This window comes from Bradyrhizobium sp. USDA 4501, from assembly GCF_054062115.1.
In genome coordinates this window covers 3,188,953-3,210,939 of sequence record NZ_JBSSEX010000001.1, presented here as the reverse complement: position 1 = coordinate 3,210,939, position 21,987 = coordinate 3,188,953, and the positions used below count along the sequence as shown (strand labels likewise).

The 21,987-nt window shown below is 57.1% G+C and carries 15 protein-coding genes and 1 pseudogene; 6 read left to right on the top strand and 10 right to left on the bottom strand.

Annotated elements, in window-relative coordinates:
- Positions 1–137: 137 nt before the first annotated feature.
- Together ACVWZM_RS14780 and ACVWZM_RS14775 are read right to left on the bottom strand one after the other, a co-directional pair.
- Positions 138–1,040: a hypothetical protein gene (locus tag ACVWZM_RS14780; protein WP_456853729.1), complete on the bottom strand. Its 903-nt coding sequence runs from the start codon at positions 1,038–1,040 to the stop codon at positions 138–140.
- A 217-nt stretch (positions 1,041–1,257) separates the two neighbouring features.
- Complete coding sequence (locus ACVWZM_RS14775) at positions 1,258–2,313, bottom strand: hypothetical protein (RefSeq protein WP_456853728.1); 1,056 nt, start codon at positions 2,311–2,313, stop codon at positions 1,258–1,260.
- Between the two features lie 108 nt (positions 2,314–2,421).
- Between ACVWZM_RS14775 and tnpA the strand changes: the two genes are divergently transcribed.
- The 3 genes from tnpA to tnpC are packed head-to-tail and all read left to right on the top strand — an operon-like array spanning position 2,422 to position 4,855.
- Entirely contained in the window at positions 2,422–2,799 is a 378-nt protein-coding gene (gene tnpA / locus ACVWZM_RS14770) for an IS66-like element accessory protein TnpA (protein WP_176937120.1), read from the top strand.
- Between the two features lie 23 nt (positions 2,800–2,822).
- Positions 2,823–3,143, top strand: a complete 321-nt coding sequence (gene tnpB / locus ACVWZM_RS14765) for an IS66 family insertion sequence element accessory protein TnpB (RefSeq protein ID WP_456816592.1) — start codon at positions 2,823–2,825, stop codon at positions 3,141–3,143.
- A gap of 47 nt (positions 3,144–3,190) precedes the next feature.
- A complete protein-coding gene (gene tnpC / locus ACVWZM_RS14760; RefSeq protein WP_057016788.1) occupies positions 3,191–4,855 on the top strand; it encodes an IS66 family transposase in 1,665 nt (554 codons plus the stop codon).
- Between the two features lie 1,893 nt (positions 4,856–6,748).
- On the opposite strand, the gene ACVWZM_RS14755 is transcribed toward tnpC, so the two are convergent.
- From ACVWZM_RS14755 to ACVWZM_RS14740, 4 genes are all read right to left on the bottom strand, one after another.
- A complete protein-coding gene (locus tag ACVWZM_RS14755) occupies positions 6,749–11,161 on the bottom strand; it encodes a GLUG motif-containing protein (RefSeq protein WP_456853726.1) in 4,413 nt (1,470 codons plus the stop codon).
- Positions 11,162–12,328: 1,167 nt separating this feature from the next.
- Complete coding sequence (locus ACVWZM_RS14750; protein ID WP_456853724.1) at positions 12,329–12,832, bottom strand: hypothetical protein; 504 nt, start codon at positions 12,830–12,832, stop codon at positions 12,329–12,331.
- Complete coding sequence (locus ACVWZM_RS14745; protein WP_456853723.1) at positions 12,829–13,185, bottom strand: helix-turn-helix transcriptional regulator; 357 nt, start codon at positions 13,183–13,185, stop codon at positions 12,829–12,831. The genes ACVWZM_RS14750 and ACVWZM_RS14745 overlap by 4 nt, the downstream gene beginning before the upstream one ends.
- Before the next feature lie 262 nt (positions 13,186–13,447).
- Positions 13,448–14,818 carry a hypothetical protein gene (locus ACVWZM_RS14740; RefSeq protein ID WP_456853721.1) on the bottom strand — a complete coding sequence of 457 codons (1,371 nt, stop codon included), beginning with the start codon at positions 14,816–14,818 and terminating at the stop codon, positions 13,448–13,450.
- A 223-nt stretch (positions 14,819–15,041) separates the two neighbouring features.
- Here ACVWZM_RS14740 and ACVWZM_RS14735 point away from each other — a divergent pair, with 223 nt between their 5' ends.
- Positions 15,042–15,173 (top strand): hypothetical protein, encoded by a 132-nt coding sequence (locus ACVWZM_RS14735; protein WP_456853719.1) that lies wholly within the window; start codon positions 15,042–15,044, stop codon positions 15,171–15,173.
- A 98-nt stretch (positions 15,174–15,271) separates the two neighbouring features.
- Here the strand turns inward: ACVWZM_RS14735 and ACVWZM_RS14730 are convergent, their stop codons facing one another.
- From ACVWZM_RS14730 to ACVWZM_RS14720, 3 genes are all read right to left on the bottom strand, one after another.
- Entirely contained in the window at positions 15,272–16,024 is a 753-nt protein-coding gene (locus ACVWZM_RS14730) for a hypothetical protein (RefSeq protein WP_456853717.1), read from the bottom strand.
- A 66-nt stretch (positions 16,025–16,090) separates the two neighbouring features.
- The gene (locus ACVWZM_RS14725) at positions 16,091–16,555 is read right to left on the bottom strand and encodes a hypothetical protein (protein WP_456853715.1); all 465 of its coding nucleotides are present in this window, start codon (positions 16,553–16,555) and stop codon (positions 16,091–16,093) included.
- A gap of 774 nt (positions 16,556–17,329) precedes the next feature.
- Positions 17,330–17,632, bottom strand: coding sequence for a hypothetical protein (locus tag ACVWZM_RS14720; RefSeq protein ID WP_456853713.1), 303 nt, complete (start codon positions 17,630–17,632; stop codon positions 17,330–17,332).
- 292 nt (positions 17,633–17,924) lie between these two features.
- Here ACVWZM_RS14720 and ACVWZM_RS14715 point away from each other — a divergent pair, with 292 nt between their 5' ends.
- On the top strand, positions 17,925–19,250 hold the full coding sequence (locus tag ACVWZM_RS14715) for an AAA family ATPase (protein ID WP_456853711.1): 1,326 nt from the start codon (positions 17,925–17,927) through the stop codon (positions 19,248–19,250).
- A gap of 340 nt (positions 19,251–19,590) precedes the next feature.
- Here the strand turns inward: ACVWZM_RS14715 and ACVWZM_RS14710 are convergent, their stop codons facing one another.
- A complete protein-coding gene (locus ACVWZM_RS14710; protein WP_456853709.1) occupies positions 19,591–20,193 on the bottom strand; it encodes an SLATT domain-containing protein in 603 nt (200 codons plus the stop codon).
- Positions 20,194–20,460: 267 nt separating this feature from the next.
- Between ACVWZM_RS14710 and ACVWZM_RS14705 the strand changes: the two are divergent.
- A pseudogene (locus ACVWZM_RS14705) lies at positions 20,461–21,897 on the top strand (IS701 family transposase).
- Positions 21,898–21,987 lie beyond the last annotated feature (90 nt).

The following is a 21,987-nucleotide window of genomic DNA, read 5'->3' as shown; positions in this document are numbered from 1 at the left end:
TGCACCAAGAAAACTTCTTGAGATATCCGGGTTGGCTAGCGGGTTCTCAAGCTGCCATCTGCGCGCAGCAAGTACCGCGACGCGGGCTGTTTGTTCTTAAGCATCCGCGCCTCGGCGGCAGCATTGAGACGCGAGAGCTATAACTCAAATGAGTCGCCAGGGATTGGATCTGCCACGCCGCTGCGGCGGTTTCGTCGGCCCAATTCAAGGGGCTCACCTAGAGGAGAATCTTCTGCCACGGCACCCAGTGCTGCCAAAAAACGTCCGGCGTGTTGCAGTAGAGCCGCACGAGAGGCCTGCAGATTGGAGTTAGACCGGACACTCCGTGACATCTCTGCATGCTGCGCAATCTGCTTCCGACGCTCGCTACGATGCAATTTGCGATTCTCAACGTCTCGAAAGTGTCGTTCTTTCGGGATAGAGCCGAATATTTCTCGCGTTGATCTGCCGTTGCTGACAATTTGATAGCCATTGTGCAACGTCTGAAACGGACGATCGACCTTTTTGAGGTAATCAAACTGGACCGACCGAGCCTTGTGCCAGGATTCAAAAAAGGAAGGATGGAGGAAATCACTGACCGCGATACCGTCGATTACGTACTCTTCGTCTTCCACTGCGTCACACATCTCGTACGCGTAGAACAGGCCATCACTGTTCTGCGCCCAGAGCTGTGCTCCCGGGTCAATCATCATTTCAAGCAGCTCATGAGATGCAGTGACGCTTACTTTCTGTCCGGCGGCCAAAGTGGTCTTAACGAAGACCTTCGATACAGGCTGACCATCTTTGGTTAGGTCATGATAGCCAAGTGCGTTGGCAGCATCAGCATCATCCAAGAAGACAAATTGCCACTCGTCTGGCTTCGGTTTGTCTGTGATATAAAGCGTTGCTGGATACCCCCATATTGGCACGAAATCGCGCTTCATCTGTTTATTCAGAGCTGAGACTAGCTTACGGAGGTCCACTCCAAGTGGTTCAGTTGCCATATTCATGAACGCGATAGTTGGAAATTTCCCTTGATTGAAAGCCGCCGCCTTCACCATGACTGTCTCCTTTGGTTTTCAATTGAAAGTTCATTGCCAGAGAAACGGGCGAGAACGTGCGGACAACTGGCTTGTGAACGCACATTCTTTTCTGCTTTCGACGCTATCGATCGTCGTTTAATCGAAAGAACTCGAATACGAGTGCCGCAGCCTCGAAGAGACCCATTCGCAGGACCACTCAACCAGGGTTTCCAAGGCAAAGGCAGATAAAAGTTTGCTATGTAGACAGTGCATCACGACAAACGGCCGAGTAAGGCGCGGGCGGAGCGGGCCGTCGGGCCGAGAACACATCTGCCGCGTATTTCCCCGCCGCCATTGCCGGTGGCAACATGAAGTTGGTGCTGTGCCAGGTCGGCGGCCATTGGGTCGGCCTGTGTCCCCACATATTGAGCTGTCCCAGAGCGTCAAACAATCCAAGGTATTGGTAATAGTTGACGCCTTCGACATCCGTCGAGATCGGGCAGCCCAGCGTCACGACGTGGAGTTCATGTGTTCGCTCCGGCGGAAGAGATCTGATTGCATTCCCGATCTGCAGGGCCCCCTTGCTGTGCCCAACCAGAAGCTTGAACGGTGCGTCGCGATGCAGGAGGAGTGCGTGCAGAACGTCCGAGGAACCGGAGCCGTGGCGAAATACGGGCGCTCCGTTAAGGGACTTCGCATTTGGCGTGGACGCGGCCAGTTGGCGGCCGATGCGCGCCGTCCGGGGCGCGGCAGTGGCGAGGACGTTCTGGATTAGGCTCTTTGCGTGCAGATAGTCGTAAAGGCCGAAGCCAAACCAGCCCCCAAGTCCCTGCAGAATGACGTCTGTCATGCCATAGCCCGGAACGATAGCAAGAACGGGTTTTCCGAGTGCGATCGAGACGTCCCACGCCAACGCGGCGCTGCCAAGCGCCGAGCTTCCGACTCCCGTGATCGTAGCTATCTCCACCGCGCGCGTTTCCGGGTGAGCCGAAGCCAAGAACCGCTCCACATCGGTGTATCTGTGCACGTAAGGCGCGGTATTAGCGTCGATGAGCAGGAGCGAGCCTTCAGGATCACTGAGCGCATCGAACTGGACGATCCGGGAGGGTAGTGTTTTCTCATGAGTTCGCATTGGCGCGGCCTTCTCTGCGAGCTGCGCCATCAATGTAGATACATCGTAAAAGATGATGTCCAGCGCCGTGTTGAATAGGCGACAGGCGCGGACGGCGGGTTCGATTAAGTGGGGCGGCGGCTCAAAGAGATGGAGAACGGATCGCTCAGAGTTGGTCAGCAGATCATCACCAATCGGCATGGTTAAGGCGTATCCCTCCGTTGAGGGCCGCCTTGTTTGACGAACGCGATCGCTGCAGGTCCTAGGGGTAATCCTAGGAGAAGCGCTATGACGATTTCGAGGGCGGAGGTGATCACGTCGGTCGAGCGGCGGCGCCGCTGGTCGCAAGATGAGAAGGAACGGCTTGTTGCAGCGTCGCTGGAGCCCGGCGCCAATGTTTCCGAGGTGGCTCGCGTGGCCGGGCTTCATGTGAGCCAGCTGTTCAGGTGGCGCAAGGAGCTTTGCAGGCACGGCGAAGCGAGCATAGCGCCGTTTGTTCCGGTCGAGATTGGGTCGTCCGCGCCACCGCGGGAGGTGGCCGAAGCGCCGTTGACGACGACGACGCGTCGACGCAAGAGCCACGGCATCATCGAGATTGATCTTGGTACCGGGCACCGCATCCGGGTCGATGGCGACGTTGATGGAGACGCGCTACGTCGTGTTCTCGATGCTTTGGTCCGCCGATGATCCCAGTTCCCACGGGCGCGCGAGTGTGGCTCGCGACAGGCTACACGGACATGCGCCGAGGCTTTCCGTCGTTGGCACTCCAGGTGCAGGAGGTGCTGCGCAAGGACCCGCTCAGCGGTCATCTGTTCGTCTTCCGCGGTCGCCGAAGCGATCTTGTGAAGGTGATCTGGCACGATGGCCAGGGAGCATGCCTGTTCACCAAGAGACTCGAGAGAGGAAAGTTCGTCTGGCCATCGGTTGCGGGTGAAGCTGTGACGATCTCGCCGGCTCAGATGAGCTACCTGTTGTCCGGAATCGATTGGCGTAACCCTCAAGAAACCCATCGGCCGACGCGGGTCGGATAGCCGCTTTTACGATTTGAATCTGCTGCTCGATCTGATTCAATGGCTTCATGACATCGAAGCCGGACGATCTTCCTTCTGACCTCGCGAGCGCCTACCTTGCGCTGCTGGCCGAGCGAGAGATGTTGCAGGCTGAGCGCGATGTCGCCGTCGCGGATGCCGCCAGTGCGCGGGCGGAGCTGTCGGACAACGAAGCGCTGATCGCACATCTTGAGCTGCGGATCGAGAAGCTCAAGCGCGAACTGCACGGGCAGCGATCCGAGCGCTCGGCACGGCTGCTCGAGCAGTTGGAGTTGGAGCTCGAGGAACTCGTAACCACGGCGAGCGAGGATGAGCTTGCCGCTCAGGCGGCGGCGGCGAAGACGCAGAACGTCCGTCCCTTCACGCGTAAGCGGCCGGTGCGCAAGCCTTGGCCAGACGATATCGAACACGAGCGCGTCGTCGTTGAAGCTCCAACGACCTGCGCCTGCTGCGGTGGATCACGGCTGGCGAAGGTCGGCGAGGATGTGACCAAGACGCTGGAGGAGATCCCGCGCCGCTTCAAGGTCATAGAGACGGTACGCGAGAAGTTCACCTGCCGCGATTGCGAGACGATCAGTCAGGCGCCTGCGCCGTTCCATGCCACGCCGCGCGGCTTCATCGGTCCACAATTGCTGGCGACCATCCTGTTCGACAAGTTCGGCATGCATATCCCGCTCAACCGCCAAAGCGCGCGCTTCAAGAGCGAGAGGATCGACCTGTCGTTGTCGACGCTGGCGGACCAGGTCGGCCACGGGACCTTCGCGGTCATGCCGCTCTTCCACCTGATCGAACGCCATGTGCTCGCTGCCGAGCGCCTTCATGGCGATGACACTACCATCCGGATCCTGGCGAAGGGCAAGTGCACGACCGGACGGATCTGGACGTATGTACGGGATGATCGGCCCTTTGCCGGGCCTGCGCCGCCTGCGGCGGTCTATTACGCCTCGGGTGACCGACGAGGCGAGCATCCCCAGAAGCATCTGGCCGCCTTCGCCGGCATCCTGCAAGCCGATTGCTACAACGGCTTCGAGCCGCTGTTCGATCCGCAGAAGAAGACACTACCAATTACGCCGGCGTATTGCTTTGCCCATGCCCGGCGAGGCTTCTTCGAGCTGGCTGACATCGAGAAAAATGCTCGGGAGGGCAAGAAGGGTAAACCGGTCTCCCCGATCGCACTGGAGGCGGTCAAGCGGCTGGACGCGTTGTTCGAGATCGAGCGCGCCATCAACGGCTGTGACGCTGACGACCGGCGCGCCGTCCGCCAGGAACAGAGCAAGCCGCTTCTCGACGACATGCACGCCTGGCTGCTGCGCGAGCGCGAAACCCTCTCGCGCTCGTCCGAGGTCCTGAAGCCGATCAACTACATGCTCAGGCGCTGGGAGGGCTTCGCCCGCTTCCTCGACGACGGCAGGATCTGCTTGACCAACAATTGCGCTGAACGCGCATTGAGAGGCATCGCCTTGGGACGGCGCAACTGGACCTTCGCCGGCAGCCAGCGTGGGGCCAACCGTGCCGCCATCATGCTGACGATGATCACGACGTGTCGTCTCAATGACGTCGATCCAAAGGCCTGGCTTGCCGACGTCCTCACCCGTATCGCCGATCTTCCCACTTCGCGTCTGCACGAACTGCTGCCCTGGGAATGGAAGCTTCTGCGCCAGGCTGCAGAGCCCTCCGATCAGCGGGCCGCCTGATCTTCACCCAACGCCATCATAGCGCTCTCGAGACCCGCGCGCATGCGTCAATCGGGCGGCCCTCGTCGTGTGCGTACGTTAAGGCCTCCTTCGAGAGTTAAGTGAGACGTTGCTCCTGCAACAAACCTAGGGGCCGCCTGGGAAGAGCGGTTGTTTTTCATTGACTTGCCTGCGCAAAATGATCCTCGCGCCCCCCTCTGATGCAAGTAGGTCTTGACATGCTTGTTAATGTCGCAAGTGCGCCTGGCGCCGCAGCGTCTTCGCTCACGTCGGCATGACGGAACAGTTTCGTTACGTCGGCGGCATGACGTTCGTTAAATGACAGCTTCGTCGCCAGGGTTTCCAGCTGGGAACGAAAGGAGACCACTGCATCGTCTCCTTCGTAAGTGAGTGATGATGCAGTGCATCCTCTGAAAGGTCGGAGTCAGCGTTAAGCGTTCGAAGAACAGCGTCTCCTATCTGTTGAGGCAATTTCTCGCCCATGGACGCCGCGGGTTTTGTTGCCGGACGGCGAGAATGTTTCTTCGCTGCGCGGCTCATTCTCGGCTTACTAGATATCGTCATGATGCTTGACTCAAAACGAGTATGAAAAATTAGTTCGCAATAATCTGTGCGACCATTGAGGACGTCGCGTCTCTCACGCGTGCCCCGACGTTTGCCGAGGTCGCTGAGACGGCCAAGGGCGGGCGGCCCAACGGCAAGTGGAAGCTGGAACGCGACCACAGCCTCGTCCACCGCGTAAACTCAATGGACCGCTGCAGCGGGGTCTCACGCCGCTTATCCGGAAAGTCTGCGGTCAAGGAGCGCGAAATAGGGCTACCAAGGGTCCGCACAGCTGGTGTGGGGTTCAACCTATCCCACGGCGCCGTATCAACGGCACGTCCTTTTCCCAGGTCGTGCTGAGGGCTCTGCAATCGGCTTCACACCAATCCCCATGCTGCGTTGAAGTCGGAGTCACAAGTGCCAGCGTGCAATGTTGCGCATAATAGACTTCCTCTCATAATAAACTTATATCCAATAACCGGCGAACGAGCTGCCGGCCGCGTGGCATCATGCTCTCGTGAGCAAGCGCATCAAATTGCTATTTAGGCTTCTCTGAGGTGCCTGCCGATGGCATCGACGCTGCCAGTTAAAGAAACGGAGATCTCGGTGTGCGTCGCCGTTTTGTGGGCAGCTGTCAGGTGCTCAATTGCACATGGCCCATCTGACACTTTTTTTCGTTGGTACGCAAGGAAAAAATGCGCGTTTTACGCGAGTCTTTCACTTTCCACACTCCATTGTCCGGCGGAGTTGTCCGTCATCGAGCGTGGTCAGACTAATCGCCGAATACGCAAAAACGCCTCATCAAGAGATGATTTATCGAACAATGATTTAGAAGGTTTTTCGTCATGGATCGGTCGTCGAAAAATGAAAGAACATAAGTGCCCAGCGTAGGCTTTTGCGTTGCAAGAGATCGATACTCCTCAAGAGCGTAACGCGGGCGGACGATCGCCCAGTATTCTAACTTAGTCCCGCTGAGGCAAGATCACCGATTTGTTTGGGACGATCGGCTGCCTATAGTTGCCGTCGATGAAATACAGCCACAAGCCGATCACATTCCCAAAGTTCAACGTCGTGCTCGCCAACATTTGTCCGATATCTCGCCGTTTGCTCATCGAAACTCTCTCCGGATACGTCGGTTGACCGCGTGTTCATTCTATCCGGCATCTGGATCGGCCCCGATGGGGTCCGCGCTCAGGCACTTCGATGCATTCCCCTGGTCGAGCGCGGCACCGAGTCCCCTAATCTGGCGTGCGATTCGAAAGTGCGCTCGCTATAGGTTGTCACACTGTCACGCGACGACAGCTGGCATGGCGGCCTGACTCTATGCATGCGGGCTGAAGAATGACCGCGCTAAACGAAGTGAAAGTCATTCTGGTGCGCCTGTAGCTGGACGAGTGTTACCCCACTGAGTGTGACTGTGTCCCCATGTCCATCGTTTATCGCCGCGCCTGAGATTGTATTCGTTGTATGAGCCAGGAGATCAACGGCGCTGGAGAATATAGATTTGTCGAACTGAAGTACGTCGTTGATCACATTAAAATCGGTGATCGTGTTTGTCCCAAACGCGGGGCGGAACACAAACGTATCCGGTCCCGTGCCTCCCGTGAGGACGTCACCGTTTCCTCCAATTAGGACGTCCTTATCGTTGTTGCCGGTTAGGACGTCATTCCCTCCTGAGCCGTCGAGGACGTTTTTGGTGTCGGCGAAGCCTTTGAGGCTCGTGTTCGTGCCGGACTGATAGGCCACGCCCGGATTTGAGACGACAATGCTCAGCGTCGAACTCGCAGTACCTCCATGACCATCGCTGATCGAATATGCGAAAGTATCTTGGGCAACAAACTGCGCCGGCAGCGCGCCCTTATTTGCACTGTACAGGTAACTCCCGTCCGCGTTCAGCGTGAGCGAACCGTACGTGCCAGAGATCGCGTGACCAACACTTGCGGCGTTTCCCCCCACCCCGCTAACGGTCAGGTGATCGTGCACATCTGGATCGCTGTCATTCGCGAGCAGACCAGCCAACGCAGATACAGAGAGCACTGAGCCTTTAGCTATACCGTTGCTATCAGGAACAGCAAGCGGGCTGTCGTTGCTGCTGTTTATGAGGACCGTAACAGGCTCTAGGCCCGTGCTGCCCTGATTGTCGGTGACCGCGATATTGTATGTCGCCCGCAACGACTCGCCCGTTCCCAGGAAGTCGAAAAAATGATCTGCGCCGGCGAAATTCCACGATATCTCGCCGATAGCTCCGTTCGTGCTGTCGCTAACTAACGTGGCTTGAAGTGCGTGGACGAGGGTATCGTACGTATCCTTCGGGAGGAGCGCGGTCGCGAACACGGTGCCGTCGGGCGCCATCCACGTTGGTGACGATGGATCCAGAGCCGCACTAACGTAGTGTGTGTCTGCAACGTCCTGATCGGTAAATAGAAGCTTTCCATTGGCCGTGTCGAGAACGTTACTGCCGGTGGTCCCTGCAATTTCGGCAATCGCATGGAAGGCCGCCTTGTCTGTGGCAAGCCACGGCGCATGGTTTGCGCCCGAAGATTGTGGAGCAAGCGCATTGTCGAGGTTAGAGCCGGTGAACGCGTTCACGATAGCGTCAACGAGGCTCGGATCTGCCGCAGCCTTCTGGAGTGCGTCTGATAGTGCGCCTTGGCCGAGGCGCTCGACGTCGCTCACCGCATCCAACAAGTCTTGGCCGATTAAGCGTGAGGCGTCCCGCTCGATGATCGAGTTGCTTGCTGCTAGCACGGCCGCTGCAGTTGACACAATTTCTGGATCGATTGTCGCATTCAATGCGAGCGCAGCGGCCGTTAGGATCTGAGCAACAAGTGTCGGATCAGACAAATCAACCGGTGCAGAACCGTGATTATTGATGATGGCTGCCAGCGCATCAAATACTTGGACCGAGTTCTGAGCGATCGGACCCGTATTCGTGAGCGCTGATGTGATCGCCGCGACGCTGTTCATAATCTCCGCATTCTTTGAATAGATCTGTGCGGCGTCGGCGTTATTGACGAGGAGCTCTGTAATTGGATCGAAGGTCGTTATGTCTACAGCGGGATTGATTGAGAGCGCGGTGAGAACTTGCGCCTCCGCGTTTGAAACGCCTTCGTTCTGGAGTGAGGTCACCAGAGTCGAGAGAGGGCTAATCTTCGTCGAACCCGATGTAGCCTCAAGTATTCCCTTAAAGGAGAGCCCAGTGAAAGTGTCCGTACCGCCATATGCGATCAGCGGCCCGGTGCCTCCGATTGGCTCAAAACTTCCTTGGTCATCGCTGATGGCTAAGGATTCATCTGGATCAAGAGTGCCGTTGCCGTTGTCATCCGCGAATACGATAGCTCCAGCAAGTTTTCCGCCGATCACACTCGAGAATGGAATCGAGCGTAGATAAGGATAACCACCGGCACTAAGGATATTTTCGCTCCATACTGCTGGATCGAAACCAACTGGTAGGATCCCCAGTCTCAGAAAGAGACTCGACAGAGGGGTGCCGCCTGAGCTCGTCATTTGTCCAGTGCTTTGGGAGTCCCAGTAAGAGCTGGCGGTGACAGCATGGTTCTCTGCGGCGAGACCGCCCTTAATAGAAAAGGAGCCGCCAGTAATCTTCCCGGTCGCATAAGACTGACTGATAAAGCCGCCATAGGAATGCGCGACGAGGCCACCTACGTCGGTGCTGCTCGCACCAGTCGCAGCGCCCTTTGCGTACGATTCGAATATCGTGCCCGCATTCATCTGTCCGACGAAGCCGCCCGCATCCCCGCCATTGCCGACCGTCACTGATCCTTTTGCGAAGGATTGAGAAATGGTGCCGTTAAACAAGATCCCCACGAGTCCACCGTCCCAGCTGGGACCGCCCGTGATCACCGATCCGGTCGCGTAGGATTGGAAGATGGTGCTGCTGCTTACGGACGTGCCCACGAGGCCGCCCGCCGCGGTGTTTGAGCCGTCACTGATTACGGAACCAGTCGCGTAGGAGTGCAGAATTGTGCCGCCGGCAGTAGCAAAGCCGAGCGAGCCGACTAAGCCACCGATCTCAACGAGACCCGAGCCGTAAGCCCCGCTGTGCCCAATGATCGCTCCATTGGCATGCGAATGGTCGATCAGGCCGGAGTTGCCTCCGGCGAGACCGCCCAGATCGACAAAAATCGTGCTTGCACTCGTGATACTTGCAGACGAATACGAGTCCTTGATCGTCCCAAAATTCCAGCCTGCGACGCCGCCGATAGCGATGCCGTTTAGTCCAGCAACGAAATTTCCAGCGGTGCCGCTGATCGTACCAGTCGTATAGCTATTCTCTATTGTTCCGAGGTTGCGTCCGGCCAAGCCACCGACGTCATATCCGCGCGGAGCGGAGACGGAGAGGTTTGTCAGCCCAAGGTTCGATATCTTTCCGCCGGCTCCAACTTCCGCAAACAGGCCGACGTAAATGCCATTCCCAACTATATGGAGTCCGTTGATCGTATGACCATTCCCGTCGAAAGTGCCGGTGAATGGGTTGGTAGTGGAACCAATAGGCGCAATGTTCAATCCTGTCGCGTCAATGTTTGCGCCGAGAATGTAATGGCCGGAAAGGTCATTCCTGACGGCTTCAAGATCGGCCAATGTGTTGATGACATTTGGGACCACTTTGATGGGGATCGAATGGGAAACGTTGTTGCTGTTTAGCTGTGTTATTTGATTGAGGTAGTCTGGCACGGCGAACAGGTAATCAGTTCCCGCCGCTATACTCGGCACCTTGGCCATTTCATTCAGAGTGATCGTCGCTCCTGCTGCAAGCGATGTCGTCGAGATCGGGTCGCCTATCGCGATTGCGCTCGAATCGAAGGTAGCTTTTGTGGAGAGGTAGAACTGGGTCTTAAACGCACCTGCCGGGGTGGCTCCGTAATTTGTGACGGTCGCTGACAGAGATATGGTGTCACCTATGTGCACAGTCGCGCTCAGAGGTCTCAGACTGTTGGTTGTGATTTCTAACTCAGGCAGTATTGGTTCCCAGCCGAGGGCGTCCATTATCTCCTTGTCGGTCTGAGAGAAGGTATATGTGCCATTGAATCCGAACACATCAAACGCATCAAAATCGGCAGTATCGTCGATGCTATTTCCGGCGAAAAATGCAAGACGTGGAGTTGTGCTGTAGGAAGTTGTGCTGCCGCCGTTATCCGAAAAGTACGCCGTGTGCTCGGCTTGCTTATCGTACACGCCGTTGGAGCCGTAACGGAACAAATCCGGGACACCCCAAAGAGGAATCTGTTCAACAACGTTGACACGCTCGAACACCAGTTTCCCTAGGCCGCCGATGCGCCCCATGGCACCCTCAGTGATTTCGTGCTCAATCGCGACGACTTCGTCCAGCCCTCGAAAGGCTGTGTTCAACTTGATCGTGGCGTCGAACGCGCCCGCTGGGGGCGTGGTACTCAGTCCAAGCATTCGCGCGTAGGATTCGGGCAAGTAGAAGAAGCCGCCGGAGGTGGGATCGGGGGGGAGTGTATCCCACGAAGGAAGTTTACTTCCTAAATCCGAATAGCGGACCGGTATAAAAGAATAGGCCTCATTGGAAGCAATTTTTGTGTTGCCACTGGTATCACTAACAAAGTGCAGGGTGAGGGTGATTGGGTTGGGCGCAGTCCAAAGGGCTCCGATGGCCGACTCTGCCAAGTCAATACTGGTTATGTAAGGTGAGTCGACAGTTGTGTCGCCCGTTCTATCGTATGTATTTGCAAAGGTAATATTTCCGTTCGTCGTCCACGTCCAAATTTCCTGGCTCATTTGCTGCCCCTACAAAGCTGAGTCCGATATCGGACTACCCTATCGGTTCAGATCTAGCTGACTGCCGCGCGGGCAGAAAACCAGCTAGCGAACGACGATGGTCACGGTCGCCTCTCCGTTACAGTCATCCTGGAGTGTTGCCCTGTATGTACCCGGCCGGGCGTACCTATGGCTTTGACTGAGCGCGACTGGCTGCCAATTCAAGTCGGGACGATCAGGAGGGGCGCATTCGTGGAGCGGCATGGACCCGCTAGGCATGGTGCCGTCACCGAAGTTCAGCAAATGCATCTTGTCAGCTGCTCCCGTAAACGTCACCACGAGCGGTGCGGTGCCAGACGCGGGCGTGGCAATAAGGCGCACAGTCGCAGAGATTGGTCTCAGAGTGCCCTGATCAGTAGTCGCGCGAGACCACTGTATATAGGTTTGGACGAACATGACGAGGAGAAACGCCCCCTGAAGAACAATTGCCAAGCGTGCGACGGACATAAGGCTATTGAATCATAACGCGCATGTACCGCAACGGCGTGCTGTGTATTTCAATTGCTCGAAGCGGGGAGAGAGTTCGCTGAATGAAGTCCACTGGCGGCTGGCGTCGCTTTCTTTCAGCGACATGTCCCTTTCCCCTTGTTGTTGTGGCAATAGGTGATGTATCGCGCATCTACGACTGCAGCGAGTGCACAAGCTTTGCCGGCGTAATTTGAGCAAGGGATCTGCGCAAAAGCAGTTTGCAGCTTCGGCGCTGCCCCAGATTTTGTTGCAGAGCGCGTTGCAGTTGCCCTCGCACCAAGCACCCTGCTGAGCAGAGGTGAAACTGACACTCGCCCGTATGGAAAGAGGATAACAAGCGCAAAAAAAAATCGCGCGCATCGCAGCTTCCCTAAATGAATTGTGCCGCTCGCCGACTGCGTTGAAAGCATGACCGTTCGCGTGCGGCTCTAAGCTCACTCCAGTGGGCTTGCCGATCTAAACTAGTTCTTGGCGTTTGCTCTCTGTGCCTGCCGATGGCATCGACGCTGCCAGTTAAAAGAAACGGAGAGTTCGGTGCGTCGCCGTTTTGTGGGCAGCTGTTAGGCGCTCAATTGCGCCTGTTTTAAGTTGATGCTCTTTTAGTCGAAATGCAAGGAGAAAATGCACGGATTGCGCGAGGTCTTCACTTTCCACACTCCATTACCCGTTGTCGGCCGACTGAAAGAATACGAGCGCCAGCGCTGCTGCATCGAACAGACCCATTCGGCGATCCTCGCTCATCCACGGTTTGCGGGGCGGCGGGACGTATTGCTCGAAAGCCGGAATGTGCTTCGCGATTACCTCGGCGAGGCCTTGCTTGTTCGGGCAAAACTCAAACGTGTTTCGGACTTGATCGCGCGAATATGCAAAGAGTGGAATGTCTCGATCTTTCGCGAGTTCGGCGATCAAGCCGTTGAGCTTGCTGATCCATCGCGCTCGTCGCGTACCCTGCTCGGAGGTATCTTGGATGACGAGCACATCGGGAGCGTATCGATCGATGATTTGGGAGATACGCAGAAGGCATCCGTTGCCCTTTCGAGGGCCGCGCGTCTCGCGTATACCCCAATCGAACGGTGATGCGTGGCCTTCGAACACGACGAACGCAAAGCCGCGCGTGTTTAGATAGATGGAGAGGACGAGTGCGGACCGGCTGTCGTTCGTCATATGGTTGCATCGATGCGCTTCCCTTCTACTCGCTCCAGCAGCCGTTCAAGGAAATCAAGCTTCAGGCGCGTTGCCTTGGACGGATCGCCCTGAAGCGCTTCATAGAGTTCGCTGGCACGCCGAAGGAAGGCCTCCTGTAGCTCTGACATGAGGCCCGGAAACAGCTCCAATGGGGGCGTATTGAAGATCATCACGCAAATGAACACCGCATCGAGGCTTGGCTTGCGCTTTGAGCCTTCAATTCGTGAGACAGCGGTTCTGCTCTTTGCGCCGATTAAGAATGCCAGCTCCTGCTGGGTAAGCCCCCAGCGTCGGCGATACGGACGAAGGTATGATTGATGACGGTGACGCATAGGTCGTGCAGCCGGCCAGCAAGATGACAGGCACGCACGCTATGGTCGTCCGGAACACAGTTTCGTTCGAGACGTGAAAAAGTGCCCACGTGGCACTCAAATGTAACAAACTGCGCCCCTCCATTATATCTATCGTGCCTTCAGATGATGCCTGGTCCCGGATGAAAATCTTGTGGAGATGGGGACTTGGGGATGTCGAAGAACGACACGGCGCGCCGGATGTTGGTTTTCGCTCGCTTATACGTTCAGCTTCGAGGTGCCTCTAGAACTTCTCGGAAGTCCCCTCGTCCCCTTTCCGCTCTGTCGGCGGCGCATCGGTGACAACATTCACTCCATATCTCCGGCACAACATCTCCACTTTTCCTCTCTCGGTCATAGGAACGACGTACACTCCGTGGGACTTGTAGGTCCGGAGGTTCAGCTTGGTACGCAGGACGCTTCCGATCCACCGGTTGCTGATCGGTCGGTCATACTCGGGCCCGTAGCGATCGATGATACCCATTGTGACGTCAGCGACGGGAACGACCTGCCTACTGGTAGACAACATCAGGTCAACAAGAATTTCCAAGACTTGGGCCTCCATCAGAAGGCCGCGCTCGGCGATGATCGAGTTCTGGGCATGCTCTGCGGCATTCCTGAGTTCGGTCCGCAGTCGTGGATCACTGACGACGCTCAGCAGCGGCAGCATGATTTGGTTGAGACGCGGCTCCAATTTGGGATCGGCGAGAGCCGGGTTGAGCTTAATCTCGTGCCGTCTTCGAAAGCGATACAGTAACAGCTTGTTGCGCAACTCACGCGCCTCGTCTTTGAAGGTCGGCGGGAGGTTGATGGGAATGTCGTTGCGTAGCGGCCGCGCGCCGGTCTCCTCCGTGATGAAGCGGCTTTCCAGTGCTCTGTCCTCGTAGCGTCCTCTCGTTGCAACGATTTTTGGTCCAAAGACATGGAAAGCTTGCGGGTTGAACTCACGCTGGCGATTCATGACGGTGCGCAGGACCGGCATGCCGCGCATATTGCCGTTGTTGAGGATTTTGACGATCTCCGAACGCTCGTCGCTGAAGCGAAAGTCGGCCTCGTCGAAGATGAGTGTTCCCCGAAACGCGTTCAGCGTGTGGAAAATCGGCGAGACCGTCGAGGCGCCGCTTGCGAAGAACGGCTTATAGCAGAGCGAACCGATCGTCAGGAGCGACCGCGTCTTCCCCGTGCCGAAATCGCCGCGAAGACGTAGGTACGGCAAATCATTGAATGCATCGTACACCCAGCTCAGCAGAACATAATAACTGGCGACCTGCTCAAACGTCGGGCTAAGGTCGGCGTAGCGGTGGATGAAATCCATGACCTCTGAGAGAAGCTGTTGCTCGGTTCCGTAGATGCGCGGCTCGGCGGGCAGCAGAACAACTTCGTTCTTGATCAGATTGTTGTTGGGCGAAAACGGGACCAACTGGTGCCCACCAGGGACGTCCACGTGCGTGGCCAAGGTCCAGCGTCCCGCAACTGACGTCGCGAGCAGCGTGGCGCGATGCTCTGGCCTATAGACCAGTTCAACGATAGTGCCATCTTCAAGCACGTCGGAGACCGTCGGACTGACGTGTCTATGCTCAGTTATGCCTTTGCGGCTGCCGCCAGCATCGTTCATAGCACTAACGATCGCCTGCTATGTCCAGCGCGGCGAGGCCCGGAGTTGTGCCTCGTCCGCACATTCACCAGTCTTTAGCGGATCGGTTTTCGGACCTACCCTACGGGCGTATATGGATGGAATAACATTTCATATTGGGTGGGAGTACGTCCTCGGCATCCTTTGCGCGCTAATAGCTGGGGCGTGGTACGCGAACCGCAGATTTACTGCGCTCGAAAGGTCCATGGACTGCATTAAAAATATACTGCTTGAGCTGAAGAAAGCGATCGATAACGCAAGCACCAAAGCGAGTGGCGAGGCGGCAAGAGATGAGGCCGAAGCCAGCAAGCCGCTCAAGCAACAAACACTGTGGTAAGGGCGAACCAACCGACCCTGCAGCATCCAATGGCGAGCGCCACGGATCGGGAAGACCGTTCGCCCCGCCTTCAACGGGAGCCGTGACCTGTGGCGGGGTTATAGCGGTTGTTGCCTAAGCGAATGGCGGTTCAGCATGGTCGCAGGTTTAGTCGCGCGCTTCTGCTTCACGAAAGGAGATTGCCGCGCCTGACCTCCAAGGGGAAGCACATCGCGCATAGCGAACAGCGGAGCCACCGGGGTCGCGGTGCACGAGGTTAGTGTTGTACGAATGCTGACGCTGAGACCCTCAAGGGCCTTAGCAATCTCGGTCGCCTGCACGCGCAGACGACCGAGTTCATGCGCTGCGAGTACAAATCGGTTTATATCCTCCTTCGCCTTGATCGAGCTAGGTCTCTCGGCTTCAACTATCTGCCTCGTCGCGGCCAACGCCTTTGTGAGTTCGCCATCGACTCGAGCAAGAATGGCTGAGAAGGCACGAGCCTTGAGCGCGATAACTTCAATTTTCGGCGAATCTGAGCCGTCGCACGATTTCAGGATGCTGTCGTGCAAACGCGCAACGTCGGCGGCAACAGACTGCGCCTTGTTGACCTGTGCCTTGACGTGCTCGTTTACTGCTTCCACATCTCCGATGTTGCGGACCAATTGATAGAGTTCGATCACGAGACTGCCGTCAGGTGTCTGATCAATTAATTCATCCGGCGGTACGATTGGACGAGTGATCACGGTTTCGGTCTGGGCCTTCTGGTCGCGCGTCCGTGGGGGTATCCCTTCGTCGGCGAGCTTTGGGACCGCGCCGACTGCTGTAACACAAACGATCACTGCTATCAGGCATATGAGTCCTACGCGCACAGTAACCTCCCTACCAGTGGTGACCTCCGTCGCTCGCCAAGCGACGGAGAAAGTTCTCGCCATCACTCACGCGCCGGCATTGCCGAGCTTTCGCAGATTGCTGCGAATGTCCTCGATCGTCTGACCGACGCTGTCCAACACTCCGAGAAGCTCTTTGATCGCCGCAGCGGCATCTTCAGCCATCAACATTTCCGCTGCGCGCAGCTCCGCTGTTGTGAGTTCCTTCAGTGCGTGATCAATCGCATTCGAGTGGCTGCTAACCGACTCGCGCGCACGCGTAACCTCCTGTTGATATTGCTGGTACCGGCGCATAAGCTCTTGGACGAATTCCGGTCCAAGCGTGGAACGCTGATTGTTAACACGTCCCATCTGGGCCGAAATCCAGCTCTGATATTGGTCGATGCTTTGGGATAGCGGCGCGTCTGGCTGTAATTGGACGCCCAATTGAACCAGGGCATCCCTCAAACTGCGGACCTCAGAAATTCGGCTTTCTACAGTTGTGCCGGACGCTGCTTTAAGACGATCGACCAACCCGGATATCGTTGCCCCATATGATTCGAGCGTCTTTTGCTGGTCCTGGAGGCGTGAACGGAAACTTTCAACTTTCGCTCCATTAGGAACGGCTGGACTAGAGACAATGGGAGCACCACGTACTGTCGGTGTTTGACCAGATGCAGCAAACGGCAACGATCCCACGAGGGCCACTGCTATAGCGACGACTATGTTCAACGATCTAAGCATTGCTACCACTCCCGCGTTAGGCGCTATTGGAGACAGTAGTGGCGAGCAGCGCCGAATTCCTTCGCGCACTACCCCTATCCGCACCGGCGTGATAGCAGCGAGCAGTGCGTATATGGACGATGCATTGAAGCACGGTCGACTCGCGCTGGGAATCGCACGCGAGCGCGTCATTCCGACTCAGGTAAGCAGACCTTCCCTGGTTTAGGAACAACTCCCGGCGTGGTTGCACCATCGGCTTGGCGGTCGTTGAAAGAGCGGGCATGCCAAAGCAGCGGCATCAAGAATTTCGTACGCGCATGCTCGCTCATCCAGCTTCCGTGCGGGCGGCAGGTAAACACTGGGCGCCACTTTGACGATGATTCCGATGATGTCGTGTTTGTCACGCTGCCGGCGAATAAGGCGCCACGCTTGCTAGCGTGGGCGCTCAAACCAACCGGAGCAGACTTGCCTTGAAAGACCACGGATGCGAAAGGGTGCGATAACACCAGATCATACCGGTTTCGTGACATCATACGAGGCGCCCACTGTCTTTGTTCGGCTCGTGCAATCGCCCGTTCGAATAGCTCAATTCTCATCCTGATCGTCCTTGCAGGTGTCCCCTAATTTGGTCGTGCATCTCGCAGCGCGTGCCATCACGTCGATCTTAATGCGCGCAGAAATGCCGGACCGGAAGACTGCCGAATAGAATGAAGTGGCGATCGCCAGCTTGAGGGTGGACGTTTCTTCTTTTCCATGCGCGAGACAACTTCTGCGCTCCGCCAGAGCAGGCGGCAAGCTCGCTTTATCATTGACCACATCGAAGCCTGGATAACACGCGCCATGACTCAGCGGGAGGCGGGCGGAGATCGCATCGGGTTGGTCGCTCACCGTATGAAAATCGGCTAACAACGTTTGCCAACCTGAGTCGCACGGTGCCAATCAGCGCCCTAACAACCGTAAAAGTACTGTCCGGCACAACACGTATTGCGGGATTGTATTCCGGGATTCGAAGGCCATGGGGCGGTCGGTCTGTGCTTAGGTCGAAAACGACAGAGCGGTTGCGCTTCTCCAGCTCCCAGCACCAAAGATCGAGCCGGCGCGCCAAATCCGGAAAAAAGGACAGCGCTATCGGGATGGGAAAGACGCGGCGAGGGTATGAGCAACAAGCTCCGGAGGATCAGTGCTTCAGGAAATCAAAATTGCGGGTTGCGCAACGTATTCGAGCGAAGGCGAGAAACTCGCTGCGCTGAAGCCGATCAATTTCATTTTTGGCAGCAACGGAGCGGGCAAGACAACGATCTCTCGCGTCATTAACGATCCTAGCGCGTATGCCTCCTGCGCCTTGACGTGGGAAAAGGGCCGGATGCTCGTGTCTCGTGTCTACAACAGCGACTTTGTCGCGCGCAACTTCGCGCAGCAGCTTCCCGGGATTTTCACGCTGGGCGAGGCGGCAAGCGACACGCTCGACAAGATCGATAACGCCAAAGGCGGAGTTAAGGCGCTTGAAGACGATATTGCGCAGTTGAACGGCACACTAGGACCGGCGGACGCTTCGTCCGGTAAGCGAGGAGGGCTACGAACGCTGCGTACCCAGTTCGAAGCTGATTGCTGGAAGATCAAGGGCAAGCACGATCCCCATTTCAAGGACGCCTTCACCGGTGTTCGGAACTCTCAGGCGAAGTTCTGCGACAAGGTGCTGGCGGAGCTGGCTGCCAATACAGCGGAGCTCGTGACCATCGGCGAGCTGAAGCGCAAGGCTACGACGCTTTTCGAAGAGGGGCTCGAGCGCCACACGGTCATTCCCCTCATCGACGCGACCGATCTCCTGGCGGTCGAAGCGGTGCCCGTGCTCGCGAAGCAAGTAGTCGGTAAGGAGGATGTCGATGTCGCCGCTTTGATTCGACGACTTGGCAACAGCGACTGGGTCAAGCAGGGCTTGCCTTATCTCGGCCACGGTTCTCAGTGCCCCTTCTGTCAGCAGGAGGTCGAGATCGAGCTTGCTGCGCGGCTGAAAGCCTATTTCGACGAAACTTATCTCAACGACATGGCGGCCATCGTCGCCGCGCTTGAGACTTACGAGGTCATCACAGAGACGACCTTGAAGAAACTCAAAGAAATTGTCGCGGTGGATAGCCGTCACCTGGACAGTGAGCTTCTGCGCGCAGACATTGATCGGTTGGCCGCCCGCATCGAACTGAACAAGCGCAGTCTCGAAGCCAAGAAGCGCGAGCCAAGCTCGCCCGCGACGCTAGAACCCCTTGCAGAGCTGGTGGAGCCGGTTATCACGAGGATCGTGGCCGCAAATGTCTCAATTGCCGCCCATAATGCCTTGGTAGACAACATTGCGACCGAGCGCCACATCCTCATTGGCCAAGTCTGGAAGTGCCTACTCGAGGAGAACAGGGCGACAGTGAAGAAGTACCAGACGGAGAAGGAAGCGCTCCGCAGCCCCCCGGCGGAAACCGACATGCGGGTAATATTTCCGCGTCAGTCCGCCTTCGATTGATCAGATGGTGATGACGCTGGAACGGGCCGGCCTCATCAACAGGCAGCCAACGACTCCCCGCAGCATTGAGCTCCCTCGTTGATCCGAAACACCTGCCGGAACTTGTCTGACTGCCAGACGCAACCCGTCAAAATCACTGTGCAGAGCCACTAGACTAGGTCGCCTCCACTGATCGTCAATTGAATCGTAGCTTTCCACTTCTCGCCAGCGTTCGAGCACGCGGTTGAGATGGTCCAAGATGGGCCAAAGGCTTTCACATTGGAAAACCCGCAGCCCCCATAGGCGACGAACCGGTTAAAGCAAACGAGTGGGTGGGATGCAATGCAAAAGCCGCGTTTATTTAACCATCAGCATTATTCGCGTTTTCCGGGTGGTTATCCGAGTCCCGCGATCCTCGGACTAGAGCGCCCCAACTGGTGACCTCTGTCTCGACCAATCGACAGATCTCGTTCGTGAAGGCGCTCGTATCTTCATCGTCTTTAGTCGTGTCGTATGGTTTGGCGTGACAGACAAACTTTGCCAGCTCATTCCAAAGTGCATTTACGGTTAGCTCGTGCCTTACTGCATCCTCGCGGTACATAAAACTACTGAGGAACGCAGTTGCAACGGTCGCAATTGCAGCCGGGATACCGCGAATCCATCCGAAGTAGTCCAACTCAGGGTATGATTTGGTCCATTCTGCGGGCACTGTGATTGTCGCAACAAGAGTAGCAATCACCCCACTAATGATCGCCACCTTCTGCCACCGGAACCATTTTCTTTCGTTGATTTCAAACCACTCTTCGTACTCGCTTATGCAATACTCGCAATATTCAATCGCTGTTTTGGCCTTGTCTGACATTCTGTTCTTTTCATGCTTCGTCAGGAGCAGAGTTCGAAGTTCTCTTTGCCGCTCCTTCAATTTCTGGCTCTCCGCGCGCTCCGCTTTCCTAAAACCAAACATCGGTTAGTCCACTCATTCCTTTGACAGCAAACCGGGCGAGGCGGACCCGACGCTAGCGGCCGCGCCGCCAAGTTTCCTCGCAGTCGTACTCATCTTGAAGCTGTTTGGCTCATTGGGCACCACTCATCTTGCCCCGCGAATGCGTGTTCCTGAAGCCCCGCCTTTGTCTGCATCGTCCCCTAGTCTGACTGAGTCACAAAACCGCAGGCTCTAGCCGGCCAGAATCAGCGATGGTTGCAGCATGGACCATTAGCCGATGAGGCCGACATGAGCGGGCGAGGCACCAAGACGAGCGAGAAGCGATTTGCGGCATATTTGGAAGGGCTTGCCAGTGTCATCGGTCATGCTGATCGGAAGGCGCCGCTGCGCGACTATTGCGTCGGCCTGATGGCCTGTGGCGGTCGCAAGAGCGTGGAGCCGATGGCGGCGGTGACGGCTCCGGAGCGGACGGCGGCCCAGCATCAATCGCTGCTGCATTTCGTCGGCAGCGGCGCCTGGTCGGATGAGAAGGTGCTGGGCAAGGTGCGCGAGATGGTCCTGCCGGCGATTGAACGCCAGGGCCCTATCGAAGCCTGGATCATCGACGACACCGGATTTCCCAAGCAGGGGCGACATTCGGTTGGAGTTGCACGGCAATATTGCGGGCAGCTCGGCAAGCAGGATAATTGCTAGGTGGCGGTGTCGCTGTCGATTGCCAACCACCACGCCAGCCTGCCTGTCGCTTACCGCCTTTATCTTCCGAAGGAATGGACTGAGGACCGCGATCGACGGCGCAAGGTGGGCATTCCTGCCGAAGTCGGCTTCCAGACCAAGCCGGAGATCGCGCTGGAGCAGTTGCGGTGGGCCTGTGCGGGCGGCCTTCCGCGCGGTGTCGTGCTGATGGACGCGGGCTATGGCAACAACAGCGACCTGCGCACCGAGATCACGGCGCTGGGGTTGACTTATGTGGCGGGTCTTCTGTCGAGCACGACGGTATGGGCGCCCGGCACCGGTCCCTTGCCGCCGAAGCCATGGTCGGGCCGCGGCCGTCCACCGAAACTGATGCGCCGCAACCGTCAGCATCAGCCAGCCGCCGTCAAGGCGCTCGCGATCGGCCTGCCGGCCCAAGCTTGGCGCACCATCACGTGGCGGCAAGGAACGAACGAAAAGCTGACCTCGCGCTTTGCCCGCGTGCGGGTTCGTGCCGCGCATCGTGATTATTGGCAAACCACCCGGCGATTGGAGGAATGGTTGCTGATCGAATGGCCGAAAGGCGAGGACCAGCCTACCAAATACTGGCTCTCGACATTGCCGGAGGATGTGGCATTCCGGACGCTCGTTGAGACGGCTAAATTGCGCTGGCGCATCGAACGCGACTATCAGGACCTCAAGCAGGAGGTCGGGCTCGGCCACTTCGAGGGACGCGGCTGGCGCGGCTTTCATCATCACGCAACGATGTGCATTGCGGCCTACGGATTCCTGATCTCCGAGCGGGAGACGATTCCCCCCTCAGGCGCGCGGCGCGCCCGGCCGATCCCGCTCGCTCGCGTTCCCGCAGATTACAGACCCCGCGGATCTGCCGCTGCGGACCCAACGTCACATTCCAAACTCGATCGCGACGATGCGACGGCGGCTCGAACATGGGCTCGTCCGAACGCTGTCGAGATGTCCTTGTTGTGCGATCAAGTTCGACTACTACACAGATCATCGTTTGTGACGCAGTAAGACTAGACCAGCGTATGCTTCAAAGCCTTCACCTTATGAGTAGCCTGCCAAGTGTCTCGCTGCCTCGAGCGTTCGGCTGCTCGGAATATT